This window comes from Microbispora sp. CSR-4, assembly GCF_008033685.1.
Lineage (GTDB): Bacteria > Actinomycetota > Actinomycetes > Streptosporangiales > Streptosporangiaceae > Microbispora.
On sequence record NZ_VJVX01000004.1, the window covers coordinates 67855 to 86914 of the forward strand.

The window sequence follows — 19060 nt, forward strand, 5'->3', positions numbered from 1 at the left end:
GAGCCCCGACCCGGCCGATCACCGCGCTCAGCGCCCGGACGCCACCGACCAGGTGACCCGAGCCCCGACCCGGCCGATCACCGCGCTCAGCGTCCGGACGCCACTGACCAGGTGACGCGAGCTCTGGCCTGGTCGGTCACTGCGCCGGAAGGAACCTCCGGTCCTCGCGAAGCCCGCTCCGCTGGGCCTTCGCTGCGGTCCTCACTCCCTTCCGCTCCGCTCCCTCGCCCCCGTCGAACCGTGGAGGGGGACTGGCGAGTGTTGCGCCGGATGTCCGGACACTGCTAGCAAGGTCACGAATACCTTCGGTGTCCCCCTGGAGTGACCGGTGCGCAAAGGGATCAGCTACGCCGACGCGGTCAAACTGCTCGGGCAGGAGAGCACGGTCGCGAAGATCCTCACCGGCACCCTCGCCGGGGCTGTGCCGGGGTTGTCCTTGCTCGACGTCAAAGACGAGGCGGTACGGCTGGCGGGAGAGGCGACCGGCAAGCTCCGCGACCGTGTGACGGGCCTGAACCGGTACGACCGTACGGCCCGGCTGGAGGCGGCCCAGGCCGTCCTCGTCGTGGCGGCGTTCTTCGAGGCCCTGGACGAGTTGCCGCTGCCGTTCGATCCGAAGGAACTCCGCCTCGACCGGGACGAGCAGGCGGCGCTGTCCGGAGCCGGCCCGCAACCAGGCTCGTTCATCCACACCCTGATGACGATCGAGCCGGCCGGTCTGCGCGCCAATCAGTCGTACGCCGTCATGCTCGACTCGATCACCGAGTATTACCGCACGCTCGCGGCGGCGCTGACCGGGTTCGTCTCCGGACTGGCCGTACGCGACCGTCTCGACGCGACCGAGTGGGCACGCGCGAAGACGGCGATCGAGGTGGAGCTGCCCGAGGCCGCGCGCCGAAAGTACGAGGAACTTCACCGGCGGCTGGCTCAGGATGTTCCCGAGTTCGCGTTGTGGCAGGACATGATCTCTCGGCAGCGGGTCGAGACCGGCCTGGCCGAGCTGGAGGCGCTGCTCACCGAGGTCGCCGCCAACACCAGGACACCCGAGCACCGGCATACGCTGTCCCTGGCGCACCGAGCAGCCCTACACCGGCCCATCGCCCAGTCGGGTGAGGTCCCCTCGGGCATGCGCATGCCCACGCTCGTCGAGGCGTACGTGAACCCGGACTTCCGGCTGGCCGAGTACGGCGAGCGGACCGATCCGAGCGCGGAGTGGTGGTGGGCGAAGGCGGAGCAGAGCGACGACATCGTCGGGTTCCTCGCCCGCTACTTCACCTCGCCCGAGGCCACCACGATGCCGCTGGTCGTGCTGGGCCAGCCCGGCGCCGGGAAGTCCGTGCTCACCAAGATCCTGGCCGGTCGCCTGCCGGACGGTGACTTCCTGCCGGTGCGGGTGCCGCTGCGGGAGGTGCCGGCCGACGGGACGATCCAGGAGCAAATCGAATCGGCGGTGCGGAATGCCACCGGCGAGCACCTGAGCTGGCCGGAGCTGGCGCGGTCGGCGGGCGGCGCGCTGCCGGTCGTCATGCTCGACGGGCTGGACGAGCTGCTCCAGGCCACCGGGGTCCATCGTTCCGACTACCTGAGCCAGGTGGCCGAGTTCCAACGTCGAGAAGCCGAGCTTGGTCGCCCGTTGGTCGTGCTCGTGACCACGCGCACGGCCGTCGCCGACCGGATGCGCTTCCCTCCGGGATGCCTGATGATCCGGCTGGAGCCCTTCAAGGAGGAGCAGGTCCGCCGCTGGCTGTCGGTATGGAACACCGCGAACCAGGACTATTTCACCACTCAAGGACTGAAACCGTTGCCGGCCGAGACGGCCCTGGCACATGGTGACCTGGCGTCGCAGCCGCTGCTTCTGCTGATGCTCGCGCTGTACGACGCCGACGCCAACGCCCTGCAACGCGGCGAGACCGGGCTCAGCCAGGCGGAACTGTACGAGCGGCTGCTGACCCGCTTCGCCCGCCGCGAGGTGCGCAAACACCAGCCGGGCCTGCCGGACGCGCAGATCGACCAGGCCGTGGAGACGGAGCTGCGCACGCTGGCCGTCGCGGCGTTCGCGATGTTCAACCGTGGCAGACAGTGGGTCTCCACCGACGACCTCAACAGTGACCTGGCCGCGCTGCTCCCGACTCCGACGGCCCAGACCGCAAGCTTCCAGGCGCCCCTGTCCCGAGCCGACCGGGTGATCGGGAAGTTCTTCTTCGTCCACCAGGCGTCCGCCGAGAGGGACGGCGGCAAACTCCAGACGTACGAGTTCCTGCACGCCACCTTCGGCGAGTATCTGATCGCCCGGATGGTGCGCGACGTGCTGCGGAGCATGGTCGCCCGCGAGAGGGCCGCCACCGACCCGTTCTTCGGCCGCCCACAGCCCGACGACGGGCTGCTGTACGCGCTGCTGTCGTTCGCCGTGCTGACCGAGCGGCAGCCGATCGTGAAATTCCTCCGCGACCTACTCCCTGCCCTCGATCGCGAGCCCACCATCGACCTGCTCGTCCGCCTGCTACACACCGCGGAGACCCGAAGGGACCAGAGCTACCCCGACTACCGCCCGAATAAGTCGACGTTCATCACCCGGTACGCCCACTACACCGCCAACCTGGTGATCCTGGCCTCGCTCGCCGCCGATGGAATAACGGCCAGCCGACTATTCCCCCACGACGATTACCCCGCTGGCGCCCGGGCGGCGGAAGGGCCAATGCTGACGGCGGACTACCTGTGGGAATGGAAGTGGCACATCGAGCAAGGTCATCTCTCGTCGGCAGCAAGCTCGTTAGCCGAGGCGTGGCGGCACACGGAAGAAGTGCGGAGGACAGTCGAGGAGATCATTCGGGGTCTGCGGAGGGCCTACCGGTCGGATCCGGAGGGAGTCGCGGAGGTCTTCCGGGAGGTGACGGGGGAGGAACTGCCCGAGGAGGTCACACGCGGGGCCGCGGATGAGAGTGCCCGTTCGGAGGGCGGGGATCCGGGCAGGAACGATGCGATTGACGAGAGGCTGTAGGACTGAGACATGGACGAATATCGCATCGAGCACGACTCCATGGGCGAGGTCCGGGTGCCCGCCCGTGCGAAGTGGCGGGCCCAGACCCAGCGGGCGGTGGAGAACTTCCCGGTGTCCGGCCGGGGGCTTGAGCCGGCGCACATCGCGGCGCTCGCCCGCATCAAGGCGGCCTGCGCGAAGGTCAACGCCGAGTACGGCGTCATCGACAAGGACATGGCACAGGCCATCCAGGAGGCGGCCGAGGAGGTCGCCGAGGGCAAATGGGACGACCAGTTCCCCGTGGACGTCTTCCAGACCGGCTCGGGCACCTCGTCCAACATGAACATGAACGAGGTCATCGCCACGCTGGCGCAGGAGCGGCTCGGCCGGCCCGTCCACCCCAACGACCACGTCAACGCCGCCCAGTCGTCCAACGACGTCTTCCCGTCGTCCATCCACGTCGCCGCGACGTACGCCGTGGTGCACGAGCTGACGCCCGCGCTGGAGCACCTGGCGACCGCGCTGGAGGAGAAGGCGACGGAGTTCGCCGACGTGGTGAAGGCGGGCCGCACCCACCTGATGGACGCGACGCCGGTCACGCTCGGCCAGGAGTTCGGCGGCTACTCCACCCAGATCGAGCTGGCGCTCGAACGGCTCCAGGCGACGCTGCCGCGCCTGGCCGAGCTGCCGCTGGGCGGCACGGCCGTGGGCACCGGCGTCAACGTGCCGGGACCGGGCTGGGCGCAGGCGGTGATCGCCGAGCTGAGCCGGACGACCGGCCTGCCGTTCACCGAGGCCAGGGACCACTTCGAGGCGCAGGGCGCGCGTGACGGCGTGGTCGAGCTGTCGGGCATGCTCAAGGTGATCGCCGTCTCGCTCAACAAGATCGCGAACGACCTGCGCTGGATGGGGTCGGGCCCGCGCGCCGGGCTGGGCGAGATCAACCTGCCCGACCTGCAGCCGGGGTCGTCGATCATGCCGGGGAAGGTCAACCCGGTGATCCCGGAGGCCGTCACGATGGTGGCCGCGCAGGTCGTGGGCAACGACGCGGCGATCACGATGGCCGGGGCCTCGGGGGCGTTCGAGCTCAACGTGATGCTGCCGGTGATGGCGCGCAACGTGCTGGAGTCGATCCGGCTGCTGGCCAACGTGTCGCGGCTGCTCGCCGACCGGTGCGTCAGCGGGATCACCGCCAACGTGGAGCGCCTGCGCGAGTACGCCGAGTCGTCGCCGTCGATCGTCACCCCGCTCAACCGGTACGTGGGGTACGAGGAGGCAGCCAAGATCGCCAAGCAGGCGTTGAAGGAGCGCAAGACGATCCGGGAGGTCGTCATCGAGCGCGGCCACGTGGCGAACGGCACGCTGACCGAGGAGCAGCTCGACCGGGCGCTGGACGTGCTGTCCATGACCCGCCCCACATAGGAGGGAGCGCATCTATGTCGTCGTCCGCCATGTGCCGGGAAGAGCGCGGTTTCTATCGTGAGGCAGCATGAGCCTTGAAGGACGTACGGCCCTCGTCACCGGCGCGGGGAGCGGCATCGGACGGGCGTGTGCCCGGCGCCTGGCCGCCGAGGGCGCGCACGTCGTCGTCGCCGACATCAACGCCGAGGCCGCGAGCAAGGTGGCCGCCGAGATCGGCGGCACGCCGGTGGCCGTCGACCTGTCCGATCCGGAGTTCCTGGTGGCCTGGCGGGGCCAGCTCCCGCCCTCGCCGCACACGCACCTGCGCGCCGACATCGTCGTGAACAACGCGGGGTTCCAGCACGTGGCCCCGATCGAGGAGTTCCCGCCCGAGATCTTCAACAAGATCATGCGGGTGATGGTCGAGGCGCCGTTCCTGCTCGTGCGCGACGTGCTGCCCGGCATGTACGAGCGCGGGTGGGGCCGCATCGTCAACATCTCCTCGGTGCACGGCCTGCGCGCCTCGCCGTTCAAGGCGGCCTACGTGACGGCCAAGCACGCGCTGGAGGGCCTGTCGAAGGTGATCGCCCTCGAAGGGGCGGCCCACGGCGTGACCTCCAACTGCGTCAATCCCGCGTACGTCCGGACGCCGCTGGTGGAGAACCAGATCGCCGACCAGGCGCGCACCCACGGGATCAGCGAGGACGATGTGGTCGAGCAGATCATGCTCGCCCCCGCGGCGATCAAGCGGCTGGTCGAGCCGGACGAGGTGGCCGAGCTGGTCGCCTACCTGTGCGGGCCGCAGGGATCGTTCGTCACCGGCGTCTCGATTCCCATCGACGGAGGATGGAGCGCGCGCTGACCACATCGTCTCCCAAGAACGCGACGGCTCCGGCGAGCGGCGCGCACGCCTATCTCGACCTGCTCGCCCGGGAGGCGTCGGCGGTCGAGTTCGAGGGCCCGATCCTGCAGGCCAGGGCGGCCGGGGCCGACTCGGCCACGCTGGAGGAGCTGGAGCGGGCCAAGGTCGCGGCGCTCCAGGTGCGGGCCGTGCTGCGCCGGCGGGCCAAGCGGGAGGCGGAGCTGTCGGCGCTGTTCGACACCGCCAGCGACCTGGCCGGGCTGCGCGATCTCGACGCGGTGCTGCAGGCCATCGTGCACCGATCCAGGCAGCTGCTCGCGACCGACATCGCGTACATGACGCTGAACGACCCCGAGCGCGGCGACACCTACATGCGGGTGACCGACGGGTCGATCTCGGCCAGCTTCCGGCGGCTGCGGCTGCCGATGGGCGCCGGGCTGGGCGGGCTGGTGGCGCAGAGCGGCACGCCGTACAACACGGCGGACTACTTCGCCGACCCCAGGTTCCGGCACACGAACACGATCGACGTGGCCGTCCACGAGGAGGGCCTGGTGGCGATCCTCGGGGTGCCGCTGCGACTCGGCACGCAGGTCATCGGCGTGCTGTTCGCGGCCAACCGCAGCGCCAGGCCGTTCGCGCAGGAGGAGGTGGCGCTGCTGTGCTCGCTGGCGGCGCACGCCGCCGTGGCCATCGACACCGCCCGGCTGCTGCAGGAGACCCGGGCCGCGCTGGGCGAGCTGAGCGAGGCGAACACGCTGATCAGGGCGCACAGCGAGTCGATCGAGCGGGCCGCGGACGCGCACGACCGGATGACCGGCCTCGTGCTGCGCGGCGGCGGGGTCGAGGACGTCGCGGCGGTCGTCACCGAGGTGCTGGGCGGCCGGCTGACCGTGCTCGACGACGAGGGCCGCCCCCTCGTGGGCGAGTCCCGCGACCTCGACACGGGCGTCTTCGACGCCGCGCAGTCGTCGCGGGCGCTGGGCCGCACGGTCAAGCGGGGGGACGCGTACGTCGCGTCGGTGGACGTGGGGGCGGCGCCGCTGTGCACGCTGGTGCTGCGGACCGACCACCTGGTGTCCGACACCGACCAGCGGATCCTGGAGCGCGCCGCGATCGTCACCGCGCTGCTGCTGCTGTTCCGCCGCAGCGTCGCCGAGGCGGAGGGGCGGGTGCGCGGCGAGCTGCTCGACGACCTGGTGTCCCGGCCGGAGCTGCGCGGGCTGGACGACCGGGCGCGGCGGCTCGGCATCCATCTCGACGCGCCGCACGTGCTGGTCGTGGCGCGGCACGACGGGCAGCGGGAGCGCGGCGCGTTCTGGGCGTCGTCGCAGGCGACGCTGGCGCACGGCCTCGCCACAACCAGGGGCGACGAGGTCGTGCTGCTGCTGCCCGGCGACCGGCCGGGCGCGCTGGCCCGGCGCGTCGCGGCGGAGCTGAGCGCCTCTCTCGGCCGCCCGGCGACGGCGGGAGCCGCGATGGCCACGGGTCCGGCGACGGCGGGGGCGTCCGCCTACGCCGAGGCCCGCCGCTGCGCCGGGGCCCTGGTCGCGCTGGGCCGTACGGGTGACGGCGCGAGCGCCGGGGAGCTGGGCTTCGTCGGCCTGCTCGTGGGCGAGCGGCGCGAGGTGTCCGGCTTCCTCGCGGGCGCGCTCGGGCCGGTGCTCGACTATGACGCGCGCCGGGGAACCGCCCTGGTCAAGACCCTCAACGCCTACTTCGGCACGGGCGGCTCGCTGTCGCGTACGGCCGAGGCCCTGCACATCCACGTGAACACGGTGACCCAGCGGCTCGACCGGGTGGGGCAGCTGCTCGGCGACGACTGGCAGGAACCGGAGCGGGCCCTGGAGATCCAGCTCGCCCTGCGGCTCCACCGGCTGCGCACCCACATGCCGGACGCCTGAGGTGTGTGGCGGCGCCCCATAGGAGTGACCTCGGTCACTGCATACCGTGTGCGGAACCCCCCATCGGAGGAGTTCCCATGGCAAACACCCCCCCTGCACGGATCGGAAAGGTGGTCGGGGCCAGCCTGATCGGCACCACCATCGAGTGGTACGACTTCTTCCTTTACGGCTCGGCCGCCGCCCTGGTGTTCAACAAGCTGTTCTTCCCCACCGAGGACGAGCTGACCGGCACCCTCCTGGCGTTCCTCACCTATGCCGTCGGCTTCGTCGCCCGGCCACTCGGCGGGCTGGTCTTCGGCCACTACGGCGACCGGCTCGGCCGCAAGCGGCTGCTGGTCATCAGCCTGCTCATGATGGGCGGCTCGACGTTCCTCATCGGCTGCATGCCGACGTACGCCGCGCTCGGCGCCGGCGCGCCGTTGCTGCTGACCGTGCTCCGTCTGGTGCAGGGCTTCGCCCTCGGCGGCGAGTGGGGCGGCGCGGTGCTGCTGGTCTCCGAGCACGGCGACCCCCGCAACCGCGGTTTCTGGGCGTCCTGGCCGCAGGCCGGCGCTCCCGGTGGCAACCTGATCGCCACCGGTGTGCTGGCGCTGCTGGCCGCGGTGCAGTCCGAGGAGGCCTTCCTCGCCTGGGGCTGGCGGATCGCGTTCCTGCTGTCCGGCGTCCTTGTGCTTATCGGCCTGTGGATCAGGCTCACGGTCACCGAGTCTCCGGTGTTCCAGCAGGCGCTGGAGCGGCAGGAGGCCGCGCCGAAGGCCCCCATCGTCGGCGTGGTGCGCCACCACTGGCGCGACGTGCTGGTCGCGATGGGCGCCCGGATGGCCGAGAACGTCTCCTACTACGTGATCACCGCGTTCGTCCTCGTCTACGGCACCACGGCGGCGGGCCTGCCCAAGGGCACCGTGCTCAACGCCGTGCTGATCGGCTCGGCGATCCACTTCGTCACGATCCCGCTGTGGGGCGCGCTGTCGGACCGGATCGGCCGCAAGCCGGTCTATCTTCTCGGCGCCGCCGGCGTCGGGCTGTGGGCCTTCGCGTTCTTCCCGCTGATCGACACCAAGAGCTTCTTCCTGGTCACCGTGGCGGTGACGATCGGCCTGGTGCTGCACGGCGCGATGTACGGCCCGCAGGCGGCGTTCTTCTCCGAGCTGTTCGCCACCCGGATGCGCTACTCGGGCGTGTCGATCGGCTACCAGCTCGCCTCGATCGCGGCGGGCGGCGTGGCCCCGCTGATCGCGGTCGCCCTGCTCGACGCGTACGGGTCGAGCGTGCCGGTGTCCGTCTACGTGGTGGCGGCGGCGGTCCTCACGATCGTCGCGGTGGTCGCCTCCAGGGAGACCCGCGACCGCGACCTGTCGGCCATCCAGCCGACCTCGGGCGCCGCCCACGCCGCCGCGATCGTGAAGGAGGCCTGATGAAGGCCCTGGCCGCCCTCGCGCTGGCCCTCCCCCTGGCCGTCGCCGCCCCGGCGGAGGCCACCCCATCGCACGCCTCAGCGTGCCCGAAGGTGATCGTGCCGGGCGCGCAGAAGCAGGTGATCGCCTGCCTCGACGACCTGACCACGAAGGGCACCCTGGTCTCCGGGCACACCGACCAGTCGGACTGGTCGGGCCTCAACTCGCCCGGCGCCGTCAACCCCAGCGGGGTGCCCGGCATGCAGATCGACGGCTACTTCCCCGACACCTCCACGGGCGACACCAACCACGGCTGGAACCACGACGCGCAGTTCGTGATCCGGCTGCCGAAGACGTGGAACGGCGGCCTGGTCGTCGCGGGGTCGCCCGGCAACCGGGAGACCTACGCCAACGACTTCACGATCTCCGACTGGGCGCTGGCCAAGGGCTACGCGTACGCCGCGACCGACAAGGGCAACACCGGCGTCGAGTTCTACCGCGACGGCGCGCGGCCCGGCGACGCGGTCGCCGAGTGGAACCACCGGGTCAGCGAGCTGGCGGTCGCCGCCAAGGCCGTCGTCAAGCAGCGGTACGGCAGGCCGGCCCGCACGACGATCGCGGCCGGGCAGTCCAACGGCGGCTACCTGGTCCGCTGGCAGATCGAGAACCGTCCCGACCTGTTCGACGGCGGCGTCGACTGGGAGGGCACGCTCTTCACCACCGACGGGCCCAACCTGCTGACGTTCCTGCCGCCCGCGCTGCGCGCGTACGCGAAGGGCGACAGCGCAGGGGTGGCGGCGGCGGGCTTCGCGCCGGAGTCCGACTTCCTGTGGCCGTTCCACTACCAGTACTACTGGGACCTCACCCAGCGCCTCTACCGCGAGGAGTTCGATCCCTCCTACGACGGCGACGCCGAGGCCGGCACGCCGTTCTGCGCGTCCGGCACGCCCGGCTGCGACACCGACTACGACTACGCCTCCCGGCCCGCCGCGGTGAAGCAGGCGATGGCGCGGGTGAGCCTCACCGGGAAGATCAAGCGGCCGCTGGTCATCGTGCACGGCACCCTGGACACGCTGCTGCCGATCCGGGAGGATTCCGACGTCTACGCCAAGATGATCGGTGATCGGCACCGCGGCCGGCTGATGCGCTACTACCGCTTCGAGGGCGGCAACCACGTCGACAGCCTCTACCCGTCGTTCCCGGACCGGCTGCGGCCGCTGCTGCCGTGCTTCCGCAGCGCGTTCACCGCGCTGGAGAAGTGGATCGGCACGGGCACCCCGCCGCCCCCGAACGCCACCCTGCCTCGCCCGGCCTCGGGCGACCTTGAGAACACCTGCACATTGGGAGCGACACCATGACCCAACCCATATCCGCCGAGCGCGTCAGCACGTCCCGTCTGACCCTCAACGTCCTGTCCGTTCCGGGCTCGGCGGGTGACCCTGTGGTGTTCGTCCACGGCAACGTCTCCTCCAGCGCGTTCTGGCGGTCGACGATGACCGCGATCGCGGCCGAGGGCTTCCGTCCGTACGCGGTGGACCTGCGCGGCTTCGGCGACACCGACCCCGAGCCGGTGGACGCGAGCCGCGGCGTGCGCGACTACTCCGACGACGTGCTCGCGCTGCTCGACCGGATCGGTCCCGCGCACCTCGTGGGCTGGAGCCTCGGCGGCGGAGTCGTCATGCAGGCCCTGCGCGACCGGCCCGACGTGGTCCGCAGCGCCGTCCTGGTCAACCCCGTCTCGCCGTACGGCTTCGGCGGCACCACGGGCCCGGACGGCGTGCTCACCAGCCCCGACGGCGCGGGCTCCGGCGGCGGCGCGGCCAACCCCGAGTTCGTGGCCGCGCTCCGGGCGGGCGACCGGTCCGCCGACTCCCCCGTCTCGCCCCGGAACGTGCTGCGTGCCACGTACGTCGCCGCCGGGACCGACCTGGGCGAGGAGGAGGACGCGTTCGTGGAGTCGATGCTGTCCACCCGCATCGGCGACGACCACTACCCGGGCGACTCGGCGGCCTCGGACGCCTGGCCGAACGTCGCCCCGGGCAAGCGGGGCGTGCTGAACACGATCGCGCCGACCAACTTCCGGATCGACGACCTGCACGAGATCGACCCGAAGCCGCCCATCCTGTGGATCAGGGGCGACCAGGACGTGATCGTCTCCGACACGTCGCTGTTCGACCTCGCCCACCTGGGCGCGATCGGCGCCGTGCCCGGCTGGGACGGCACGCCCGCGCAGCCCATGGTGGCCCAGACGCGGGCCGTGCTGGACCGCTACGGCGACTACCGGGAGGTCGTCATCGAGGGCGCCGGCCACGGCCCACACCTCGACAGGCCCGAGGAGTTCCGCGCGGCCCTCCTCGACCACCTGCACGCCTAGCTATCGGCGGTCGCGCAGGACGCGGACGGCGATGCGCCGCAGCAGTGAGGGAGCCTGCGGCGACGCCCCGGCGGGCAGGACGTGCACCTGCCCGCCGCGGCGCACCGTCAGCCCGAACAGCAGGTCCACGTCCTTCTGGTCGACGCGGAGCGCGGGCCGCCACGACCCCGGGCCGAGGCAGTCGCCCCCGCCGATCCGGCTGACCGGCACCCGCGCGACGAGCTGACCGGCCACCCGGCCGGGTATCCCCGGCTCGACCAGCGCGGGCACGACCATGCTGCGCCCGCGCCCGTCCTGCTCGCGCAGCACCAGCTCGGTCGGCGGCCCCCCGCTCGGCGGCACGTACGGCACGGGCACGACGACGAAGACGTGCCCCTCCTGCCTGGCGACGGAGGCGCGCGACGAGACCAGCGCGATCGACTCGGGGAACGACTTCGGCTCCACGCAGACGCCCAGCTCGCCGCGCTCGGACCAGCACGGCACGACGAGCCGTTTCGGCTCGCCGGCGAGCGCGCCCGCGCAGCTCATCGGCAGGGCGGGGCGGGCCACCCGGGTGCGGCCCGTGTGCACGCCCCGCATGCGCACGTGGATCTCCCACAGCCCGGCGGGCAGCGGCCCCCCGAGGGCCGCCACGCCGGCGTCGAGGCGCGCCTGGCCGTTCACCCACACGCGCACCTGGCCGCCGTGCTCCTGGTCGCCGAGGCTCGCACGGCCCACCGAGCAGGTGACCGGCAGCGAGTGGACCACCCCGGTCTCCGCGTGGCGTACGCAGACCTCCACGCGGGCCCTGCGCACCGCGTCGGTCACGTCGGCGCCCTCGTCGTCGAGCAGGCCGTCGAGCAGGCCCTCGACCCCGGGCGGCGGGGTCCACAGCAGCCGGTCGCCCCGCTGCCGCAGCCAGAGCGGGGCGCCTCCGGCCCGCAGGATCTCCACGCTCAGGTCGAGCATCAGCACGCCCTGGTCCCAGCGCAGCTCCCGCAGCTCCGCGCTGAGCTTGGCGCCCCGGGACGCCTCCGCGAGCGCGACCAGCGCGTCGAGGCGGTCGAGGCGCAGCAGCGCCGCACGGGCGCGCAGGTGCGCGGGCAGATGAGTGTCGAGCGCGGCGGGAAAACGGTCGAGGGTGAAGCGGCGCAGGAACGAGAAGAGGATCATGCGCTCGTCGGGCTCGGCGGCGAGGAACCGCGCCCCCGCGAGACGGCGCAGCCCGAGCGTCTTGTACCAGTGGGCCTGGATGCGCTCCCGCTGCGGGCCCGGCTCGGTGTAGGCGTCCACCACGTCGAAGATCGCGTTGAGGCCGTCGAAGAGCGCCTCGGCGTCCGGCGTCTCCTCCTCCGCCGTGCCCGGCGACGGCGGGCCCAGGTGGCAGCAGATCTCGTCGGACAGCACGGCGATCACCTTCGCGGCGAGGTACGCCCTGGTCACGAACGCCTGCTCGGACAGCGGCCGGTCGGCGAAGCGGAGCTGGCAGGTCTCCAGGAAGTCGCGGCTGAACAGCTTGTGCGCCGTCGGCAGCGCGAGCAGGTGGTCGCGCAGCACGTCGGCCCGGTCCCGGTCGCGGGAGAACGCGGCCGGCGGCGGCCCCTGGTCGGCGAGCCTGCCGATCAGCACGTCGGCGTCGGTGTCCACGGCCCTGTCGTACATCCGCTCCAGGGCGTCCGGCTCCAGCCGGTCGTACTGGCCGATCAGGTAGACGTACTCGCCGCGGGCCACCGACAGGCCGACGTTGCGCCCGCGCGCGGGCGAACCACTGTGGTCGAGGTGCAGGACCCGCACGTTGTCGCGTTGCTCGGCGATGGCGTCGAGCCGCCTGCGGGTCCCGTCCGTCGATCCGTCGTCGGCGAAGACGACCTCGTACTCATCCGGCGGCAGCGACTGCTCCAGCACCGAGCGCACGGACGCGCCGAAGGCGTCGTTCGACAGCCCGGGGTTGGACACGGGCATAACCACGCTGACCTTCACACCCATGAGGCCAAGCGTGCAGTGCGAGCCCCGCCGTACGCGCGGGCTTGCCGAAAGGTCGAGAAACCCTGACCAGAGTTTCGCGGTCAGTACCAGCCGGTCGACTGGGAGTGCGCCCAGGCGCCGCAGGGCGTCTTGTAGCGGCCGGCGATGTAGCCGAGACCCCATTTGATCTGGGTCGCGGGGTTCGTCTGCCAGTCGGAGCCCGCGCTCGCCATCTTGCTGCCGGGGAGCGCCTGGGGGATGCCGTAGGCACCGCTGTAGCGGTTCATGGCCCGCTCGTTCCAGTGGCTCTCCCTGTCCCACAGCTTCTCCAGGCAGCCCCACTCGCCGCCCCAGCCGCGCGCCTCGGCCATCTGCTTGCCGAGCGCCTTGTTGCTGCCGGGGTCGGGCGTGGAGCCGGGCGGGAAGTTGGCTGGGCTGAAACCACCGCCGCCGGGGGCCTTCTCGGCGATCTCGACCGGGTCGAGGCCCTTCTTCCGGTCGTCGCGGGTGCTTTCCAGCCGCTCCTTGCGCAGCGCCTGGACCGCCTGCTCCTTGAGGATGTCGGTCTCGGGATCGGGCGCGTTCGGGTCGAGCGCGAGGAAGCTGTCCGGGTCCAGCACCTGCTTGGGCGCGTTGCTGTGCTCGATCGAGGTGCGGACGACGAAGGCCGTCCCGCCGGCGAGCACGGCCAGGCTGACGGCGAGGATCGCCATCCCCTTGGGGGTCAGCCGGCCCGACCCCGAGCGGCCGCCGGTTCCCCGCCGCGGGCGGGCGGCGCGGGGACGATCCTTCAACTGCTGACCAGAGCTCACGGCTTATGAGCTTGCCCTGTGGTGGGGGGTGCTCCGCAACCGAATCGTGGTACCTGTTTGGTGACGTCTTGACTCGATGGCCGATCACATGGACTTTCCCCAACAATGTGATTTTAATCACACTTTGCGCCACAGGGAGGGGCATGGGTGCCCGCGCACCAGCCTGCTCCCGCTTCTTGATGATGAGGTGCTGACGGTGTCACAGGGCTGTGACAAATAGGGAAATGGTGAGGTTCGCACCATAATGACCGAGTGGCAGGCATCCTCCTGGTCGAAGACGACCCCTCGGTCCGCGCCGGACTCGAGCTCGCGCTCACCCGGCAGGGCCACTCGGTGACCGCGTACGCCACGGGCGAGGAGGCCCTCGAACACGTACGCTCCCGCCGCCCCGAGATCGCGATCCTCGACGTCATGCTCCCCGGCATCGACGGAGTCGAGGTGTGCCGCCGCATCCGCAGACTCGATCCGCTGCCGATCATCCTGCTCACGGCCAGAGGCGACGACCTCGACGTGGTGGTGGGGCTGGAGGCCGGCGCGGACGACTACGTCGTCAAGCCCGTCGAACCGCGGGTGCTGGACGCTCGTATCCGCGCCGTACTGCGCCGGCTGGAGTCCGCCTCGCCCGACCGCCTCACCTTCGGCGACCTCGTGATCGACCGCGGAGCCCTCAAGGTGAGCCTTTCGGGCAAGGAGATCCACCTCACCCCGACCGAGCTGCGTCTGCTCCTCGAACTGGTCCGCCACCCCGGCCAGGTGCTCAACCGCCGCTATCTCCTGCGCGCCGTGTGGGACCACACGCACGTGGCGGACTCGCGGCTGGTCGACGCGTGCGTGCAGCGCATCCGCGCCAAGATCGAGCCGGTGCCCGCCGACCCCGTCTACATCCACACGGTGCGCGGCTTCGGATACCGCTTCAGCCCGCCATGACCCCGACATGAGCTGGGTGCCCACCGGGTTGCAGGCCCGGCTGGTGATCACCTTCCTGCTGGTGGCGGTCACGGCGTCCGCCATGGTGGCGGGCCTGGGCTACCAGATCATCCGCCGGGGCATGCTCGACCGCGCGGAGCGGACCGCGGTCGCCGACGTACGGGAGACGCTCTCCAAGATCACGCTGCCGATCGGCGCGAGCGACGTGGTCTGGCCGAGCGACACCACCGTCACCGACGAGGACCTCAGCGGGGTCGTGCAGGCGCTGGAGGCGCCGGAGCGCACCGTCATCGTGACCTACGGCGACCACCGCAGCTCCAGCGCCGGCGCCAGGTTCACCATGGCCGACGTGCCCGACCAGCTCCGCTGGCAGGCGGCCCGGCGGCTCGTCTACCAGAGGGTGCTGCTCAGGGACCATCCGTGGCTGATCGTCGCCACGCAGATCCAGCGGGCCACCCGCGACGACATGCTGCGCCCGACCGGCCTGACGGCCTACGTCTTCGTGCCGCTGTCGGACGAGGAGGCCGTGCTGTTCCGCCTCAGGAACGCTCTCGCGCAGGCCGGAGCCATCACACTCGTCCTGGCGCTGACCCTGGCCCTGCTGTCGGCCCGGCGGGTGCTGCTGCCCGTACGGCGGCTGGGCGCGGCCGCCCGCGCCCTCGGCGCAGGTGAGCTGCACGTCCGCCTCCCCGTACGCGGCCGGGACGAGCTGGCGGAGCTGACCGCGACGTTCAACGAGACGGCGGCGGCGCTGGAGGGCAGTGTCTCGGAGCTGCGGACGCTGGAGTCGATGTCGCGGCGGTTCGTCGCGGACGTCTCACACGAGCTGCGCACGCCGCTGACCGCGATGACCGCGGTGACCGACATGCTGTCGGAGGACGCCGACGACCTGCCGGAAGACGCCGGGGAGGCGGTGCGGATCGTCGTCCGCGAGATCGACCGGCTGCGGGTGCTGGTCGAGCACCTCATCGAGATCAGCCGGTTCGACGCGGGCGCCGCAACGCTCCGCCGGGAGACGGTCGACGTGGGCGACACGCTGGCCGACTGCCTGGAGGTGCGGGGCTGGGCCGACCGGGTGAAGCTCACCGTGCCCGTCGGGCTCACGTTCTCGCTGGACGCCCGGAGGTTCGACGTGATCGTCGCCAACCTCGTCGGCAACGCGCTCAACCACGGCGCGCCTCCCGTGGTTGTCGGCGCGCGGGTGGCGGTTGGCGGCGAGCATCACGGGGCGCTCGAAGTGAGCGTGCGCGACCACGGGAGCGGCATCCCCGAGCAGGTGCTTCCCCACGTCTTCGACCGCTTCTACAAGGCCGGCACCGACCGGGCCAGGAGCGTGGGCAGCGGTCTCGGCCTGGCCATCGCCAAGGCCAACGCCGAGTTGCACGGCGGCTCGATCAGGGCCGAACGCTGCGACCCCGGCACCCTCTTCCGCGTCTGGATCCCGAAACCATGAGCCGCGGACGGACCAGGCGCGCGTCCAGGGCCCTGCTCGCGGGCCTGCTCGCGGCACTGCTCATGGTGTCGGCGGCCTGCGGGGTCGCGCCGACCGGGGTGATCGACGCCGGTCCCGCCCCCGTCATCAGCGGCACGCCCACCCTCGTCACGATCTACATGCTGCGGGACGGCCGGCTGTGGCCCACCCGCGTCGCGGCGCGCTCACCCCACGTCAACGACGTGCTCTACGCGCTGTTCGCGGCCAGCGGGCGGACGCCGAACCAGCTGTCCACCGCGCTCACCGGCCTCACGCTGGCCCAGGTGCAGCTCGTCAGGTACGCCCCGGACGCCGGCAGCCGCAACGACCCCGACGCCACCCTCAGCCTGCGCGTACGGCTGTTCGTGAGCGGCTGGAAGATCACCAGGACCGCCATGGCCCAGATCACCTGTACGGCGCGGCTGCGCCCGGAGATCTGGGCCGTGGAGATCGCTCACGCGACTCCCGACAAGAACGGGCCCCTGAAGGTCCACACCTGCCGGGAGTTCTGGGATCTGGCCCCCAAAGACGGCCAGCTCCCCCCGTGAGCCTTGTGCCCCTCTCGTCGATCGCGGCTACTACAGCGTGATGTTCTCCAGCATCTCGGTGACCAGGGCGGCGATCGGCGACCGCTCGGACCTGGTCAGCGTGATGTGGGCGAACAGCGGGTGGCCCTTGAGCTTCTCCACCACGGCGACGACGCCGTCGTGCCGGCCCACCCGCAGGTTGTCGCGCTGGGCGATGTCGTGGGTGAGCACGACCCGCGAGTTGGCGCCGATGCGGGACAGCACGGTCAGCAGCACGCCGCGCTCCAGCGACTGCGCCTCGTCCACGATCACGAAGGCGTCGTGGAGGGAACGGCCGCGGATGTGCGTCAGCGGCAGGACCTCCAGCATGCCCCGGTCGATGACCTCCTCGATGACCTCGGGAGACGTGACCGCGCCCAGCGTGTCGTAGACCGCCTGGGCCCACGGGCCCATCTTGTCGTTCTCGGAGCCGGGCAGGTAGCCGAGCTCCTGGCCGCCCACGGCGTACAGGGGGCGGAAGACGATGATCTTGCGGTGCTGACGGCGCTCAAGCACCGCCTCCAGCCCCGCGCACAGCGCCAGCGCGGACTTTCCTGTGCCGGCCCGGCCGCCCATCGACACGATGCCCACGTCGGGGTCCATCAGCAGGTCGAGCGCGATCCGCTGCTCCGCCGACCGGCCGTGCAGCCCGAAGACCTCACGGTCGCCCCTCACCAGACGCACCGACTTGTCCGGCAGGACGCGGCCGAGCGCCGAGCCGCGGCTCGACAGCAGCCGCAGGCCGGTGTGGCACGGCAGGTCGCGCGCCTCTTCGATGTCGGCGCTGCCGGCCTCGAAGAGGGCGTCCATCTCCTCCGTGGTGACCTGGAGCTCCGCCATGCCGGTCCAGCCGGACTCCACCACCATGCCGGCGCGGTACTCCTCCGCGGCCAGGCCGATGGACGCCGCCTTGACCCGCATCGGCAGGTCCTTCGACACCAGCACCACGTCCTTGCCCTCCGCCGCGAGGTTCTGCGCGACGGTGAGGATGCGGGTGTCGTTGTCGCCCAAGCGGAAGCCCGCCGGGAGGCAGGACGGATCACTATGGTTCAGCTCGACCCGGATGTTCCCGTCGCCGATCGGCATGGGCTCATCCAGCCGTCCGTACCGCACTCTGAGGTCATCGAGGAAGCGCAGCGCCTCCCGGGCGAAGTAGCCGAGCTCGGGGTGGTGGCGCTTGGCCTCCAGTTCCGTGACGACGACGATCGGGACGACGACCTCGTGCTCGGCGAAGCGGCTCATCGCCGCCGGGTCGGCGAGCAGGACGGACGTGTCCAGAACGTAGGTGCGGGATGTGGACGGGTTGCTCGAGGACACTGCCACGCGTTCTCCCCCGGGCGCCTGAGGGCGCCCTGCCTTGACTGGTGGTGAACGGACCGGGCCCGTGACCTGCGAGAGCAGACCGGGGCTCCGGCCCTCCTCGCATGGTGGTCGCGCAAGGACGGGCCCTCTCCCGAGGTGGTGGCCGCCGATCCCCTCGACGGCCGCTCAGCTACCACGTTACGTAACGAATCTCCCCAGCCCAATAGGTTTTCGCTGGTAAAAAGACGCTGGTCACGTACCGTCTCAGGAGCCGTACCGACGGTGCCGTGCGGCGTACGAGCGGAGCGCCCGCAGGAAGTCGACTCTGCGGAAGTCGGGCCAGTAGGCCTCGCAGAAGTAGAACTCGGAGTGGGCGCTCTGCCAGAGCAGGAATCCGGAGAGCCGCTGCTCTCCCGAGGTCCGGATGACGAGATCCGGGTCGGGCAGGCCGCGCGTGTAGAGATGCTCAGCGATGTGCTCGACGTCGAGGACCTCGACGAGGTCCTCGATGCTTGCGCCCTTGCTGGCATGCTCCTGGAGGAGGGAGCGCACCGCATCAGCGATCTCACGCCTTCCTCCATACCCAACGGCAACGTTCACAATCAGGCCCGGACGATGCGATGTGGTTTCTTTTGCGTGTTTGAGGACACGAGCCGTGTGATCGGGCAGAAGGTCGAGCGAGCCCATGGGATTGAGGTGCCATCCCTGGTCCACGAGGTCCTGGACGAGGTTCTCGATCACCTGGAGCAGCGGATCGAGCTCGGCCTTGTCCCTGGACAGGTTGTCGGTGGAGAGCAGCCACAGCGTCACGTACTCGACCCCGGCCTCGCGGCACCACACGAGCAGCTCGGAGATCTTGTCGGCGCCCTTCTGGTGGCCCCGGCTGACGTCCCGCAGGCCCATGGCCCGCGCCCACCTGCGGTTGCCGTCCACGATGACGCCGACGTGGCGGGGAATCTGGTCGGAGGACAGCTTCCGTTCGAGCCTGCGCTCGTACAGCTTGTACACGAGATCGCGCGCGCTCATGCGACCTTCTTCCTCGCGACGATGGGCTCGATCACCAATTATCGCGGGCGAACCGGTGTGCCCTGCCCTCCCCGGGCCGGGGCGGCCCGCCGGGGCGGCGCGC

The 19060-nt window shown here is 71.2% G+C and carries 14 protein-coding genes; 10 read left to right on the plus strand and 4 right to left on the minus strand.

The features are described from left to right. Positions 1-328 precede the first annotated feature (328 nt). The 7 genes from FLV34_RS06140 to FLV34_RS06170 all read left to right on the plus strand — a co-directional run bounded on the left by FLV34_RS06140 (position 329) and on the right by FLV34_RS06170 (position 10909). Complete coding sequence (locus FLV34_RS06140; protein ID WP_147942580.1) at positions 329-2998, plus strand: NACHT domain-containing NTPase; 2670 nt, start codon at positions 329-331, stop codon at positions 2996-2998. A gap of 9 nt (positions 2999-3007) precedes the next feature. Continuing rightward, positions 3008-4399 (plus strand): aspartate ammonia-lyase, encoded by a 1392-nt coding sequence (locus tag FLV34_RS06145; protein WP_147942581.1) that lies wholly within the window; start codon positions 3008-3010, stop codon positions 4397-4399. Positions 4400-4466: 67 nt separating this feature from the next. Further along, positions 4467-5240 (plus strand): 3-hydroxybutyrate dehydrogenase, encoded by a 774-nt coding sequence (locus FLV34_RS06150; RefSeq protein ID WP_142650328.1) that lies wholly within the window; start codon positions 4467-4469, stop codon positions 5238-5240. Next, a complete protein-coding gene (locus tag FLV34_RS06155; protein ID WP_147942582.1) occupies positions 5225-7141 on the plus strand; it encodes a helix-turn-helix domain-containing protein in 1917 nt (638 codons plus the stop codon). Before FLV34_RS06150 ends, FLV34_RS06155 begins: the two co-directional genes overlap by 16 nt. A gap of 77 nt (positions 7142-7218) precedes the next feature. Then, positions 7219-8556: an MFS transporter gene (locus FLV34_RS06160; RefSeq protein ID WP_147942583.1), complete on the plus strand. Its 1338-nt coding sequence runs from the start codon at positions 7219-7221 to the stop codon at positions 8554-8556. Further along, a complete protein-coding gene (locus FLV34_RS06165) occupies positions 8556-9893 on the plus strand; it encodes a tannase/feruloyl esterase family alpha/beta hydrolase (RefSeq protein ID WP_147942584.1) in 1338 nt (445 codons plus the stop codon). Before FLV34_RS06160 ends, FLV34_RS06165 begins: the two co-directional genes overlap by 1 nt. Beyond that, positions 9890-10909: an alpha/beta fold hydrolase gene (locus tag FLV34_RS06170; protein WP_147942585.1), complete on the plus strand. Its 1020-nt coding sequence runs from the start codon at positions 9890-9892 to the stop codon at positions 10907-10909. The genes FLV34_RS06165 and FLV34_RS06170 overlap by 4 nt, the downstream gene beginning before the upstream one ends. Here the strand turns inward: FLV34_RS06170 and FLV34_RS06175 are convergent, their stop codons facing one another. Then, positions 10910-12874 (minus strand): glycosyltransferase family 2 protein, encoded by a 1965-nt coding sequence (locus tag FLV34_RS06175; RefSeq protein WP_187280554.1) that lies wholly within the window; start codon positions 12872-12874, stop codon positions 10910-10912. It lies immediately after the preceding gene. An 80-nt stretch (positions 12875-12954) separates the two neighbouring features. After that, positions 12955-13647, minus strand: a complete 693-nt coding sequence (locus tag FLV34_RS06180; RefSeq protein WP_261985674.1) for a lytic transglycosylase domain-containing protein — start codon at positions 13645-13647, stop codon at positions 12955-12957. A 270-nt stretch (positions 13648-13917) separates the two neighbouring features. Here FLV34_RS06180 and FLV34_RS06185 point away from each other — a divergent pair, with 270 nt between their 5' ends. From FLV34_RS06185 to FLV34_RS06195, 3 genes are read left to right on the plus strand one after another with little or no spacing between them, the layout of a single operon-like run. Beyond that, positions 13918-14592 carry a response regulator transcription factor gene (locus tag FLV34_RS06185; RefSeq protein ID WP_142650321.1) on the plus strand — a complete coding sequence of 225 codons (675 nt, stop codon included), beginning with the start codon at positions 13918-13920 and terminating at the stop codon, positions 14590-14592. A 7-nt stretch (positions 14593-14599) separates the two neighbouring features. Beyond that, positions 14600-16045, plus strand: a complete 1446-nt coding sequence (locus FLV34_RS06190) for a cell wall metabolism sensor histidine kinase WalK (RefSeq protein ID WP_142650320.1) — start codon at positions 14600-14602, stop codon at positions 16043-16045. After that, the gene (locus FLV34_RS06195) at positions 16042-16611 is read left to right on the plus strand and encodes a hypothetical protein (RefSeq protein WP_142650319.1); all 570 of its coding nucleotides are present in this window, start codon (positions 16042-16044) and stop codon (positions 16609-16611) included. The genes FLV34_RS06190 and FLV34_RS06195 overlap by 4 nt, the downstream gene beginning before the upstream one ends. A 30-nt stretch (positions 16612-16641) precedes the next feature. Here the strand turns inward: FLV34_RS06195 and FLV34_RS06200 are convergent, their stop codons facing one another. Together FLV34_RS06200 and FLV34_RS06205 are read right to left on the minus strand one after the other, a co-directional pair. Next, positions 16642-17952, minus strand: coding sequence for a PhoH family protein (locus tag FLV34_RS06200; RefSeq protein ID WP_142650318.1), 1311 nt, complete (start codon positions 17950-17952; stop codon positions 16642-16644). Positions 17953-18195: 243 nt separating this feature from the next. After that, the gene (locus FLV34_RS06205) at positions 18196-18957 is read right to left on the minus strand and encodes an isoprenyl transferase (protein ID WP_142650317.1); all 762 of its coding nucleotides are present in this window, start codon (positions 18955-18957) and stop codon (positions 18196-18198) included. Between the last annotated feature and the right edge of the window lie 103 nt (positions 18958-19060).

Excerpts from the sequence above, each read along its gene's own strand:
- FLV34_RS06145 (WP_147942581.1), top strand. The coding sequence starts at position 3,008 with ATGGACGAATATCGCATCGAGCACGACTCCATGGGCGAGGTCCGGGTG.
- FLV34_RS06150 (WP_142650328.1), top strand. The coding sequence starts at position 4,467 with ATGAGCCTTGAAGGACGTACGGCCCTCGTCACCGGCGCGGGGAGCGGC.
- FLV34_RS06155 (WP_147942582.1), top strand. The coding sequence starts at position 5,225 with ATGGAGCGCGCGCTGACCACATCGTCTCCCAAGAACGCGACGGCTCCG.
- FLV34_RS06160 (WP_147942583.1), top strand. The coding sequence starts at position 7,219 with ATGGCAAACACCCCCCCTGCACGGATCGGAAAGGTGGTCGGGGCCAGC.
- FLV34_RS06165 (WP_147942584.1), top strand. The coding sequence starts at position 8,556 with ATGAAGGCCCTGGCCGCCCTCGCGCTGGCCCTCCCCCTGGCCGTCGCC.
- FLV34_RS06170 (WP_147942585.1), top strand. The coding sequence starts at position 9,890 with ATGACCCAACCCATATCCGCCGAGCGCGTCAGCACGTCCCGTCTGACC.
- FLV34_RS06175 (WP_187280554.1), bottom strand. The coding sequence starts at position 12,874 with ATGGGTGTGAAGGTCAGCGTGGTTATGCCCGTGTCCAACCCCGGGCTG.
- FLV34_RS06190 (WP_142650320.1), top strand. The coding sequence starts at position 14,600 with ATGAGCTGGGTGCCCACCGGGTTGCAGGCCCGGCTGGTGATCACCTTC.
- FLV34_RS06195 (WP_142650319.1), top strand. The coding sequence starts at position 16,042 with ATGAGCCGCGGACGGACCAGGCGCGCGTCCAGGGCCCTGCTCGCGGGC.
- FLV34_RS06205 (WP_142650317.1), bottom strand. The coding sequence starts at position 18,957 with ATGAGCGCGCGCGATCTCGTGTACAAGCTGTACGAGCGCAGGCTCGAA.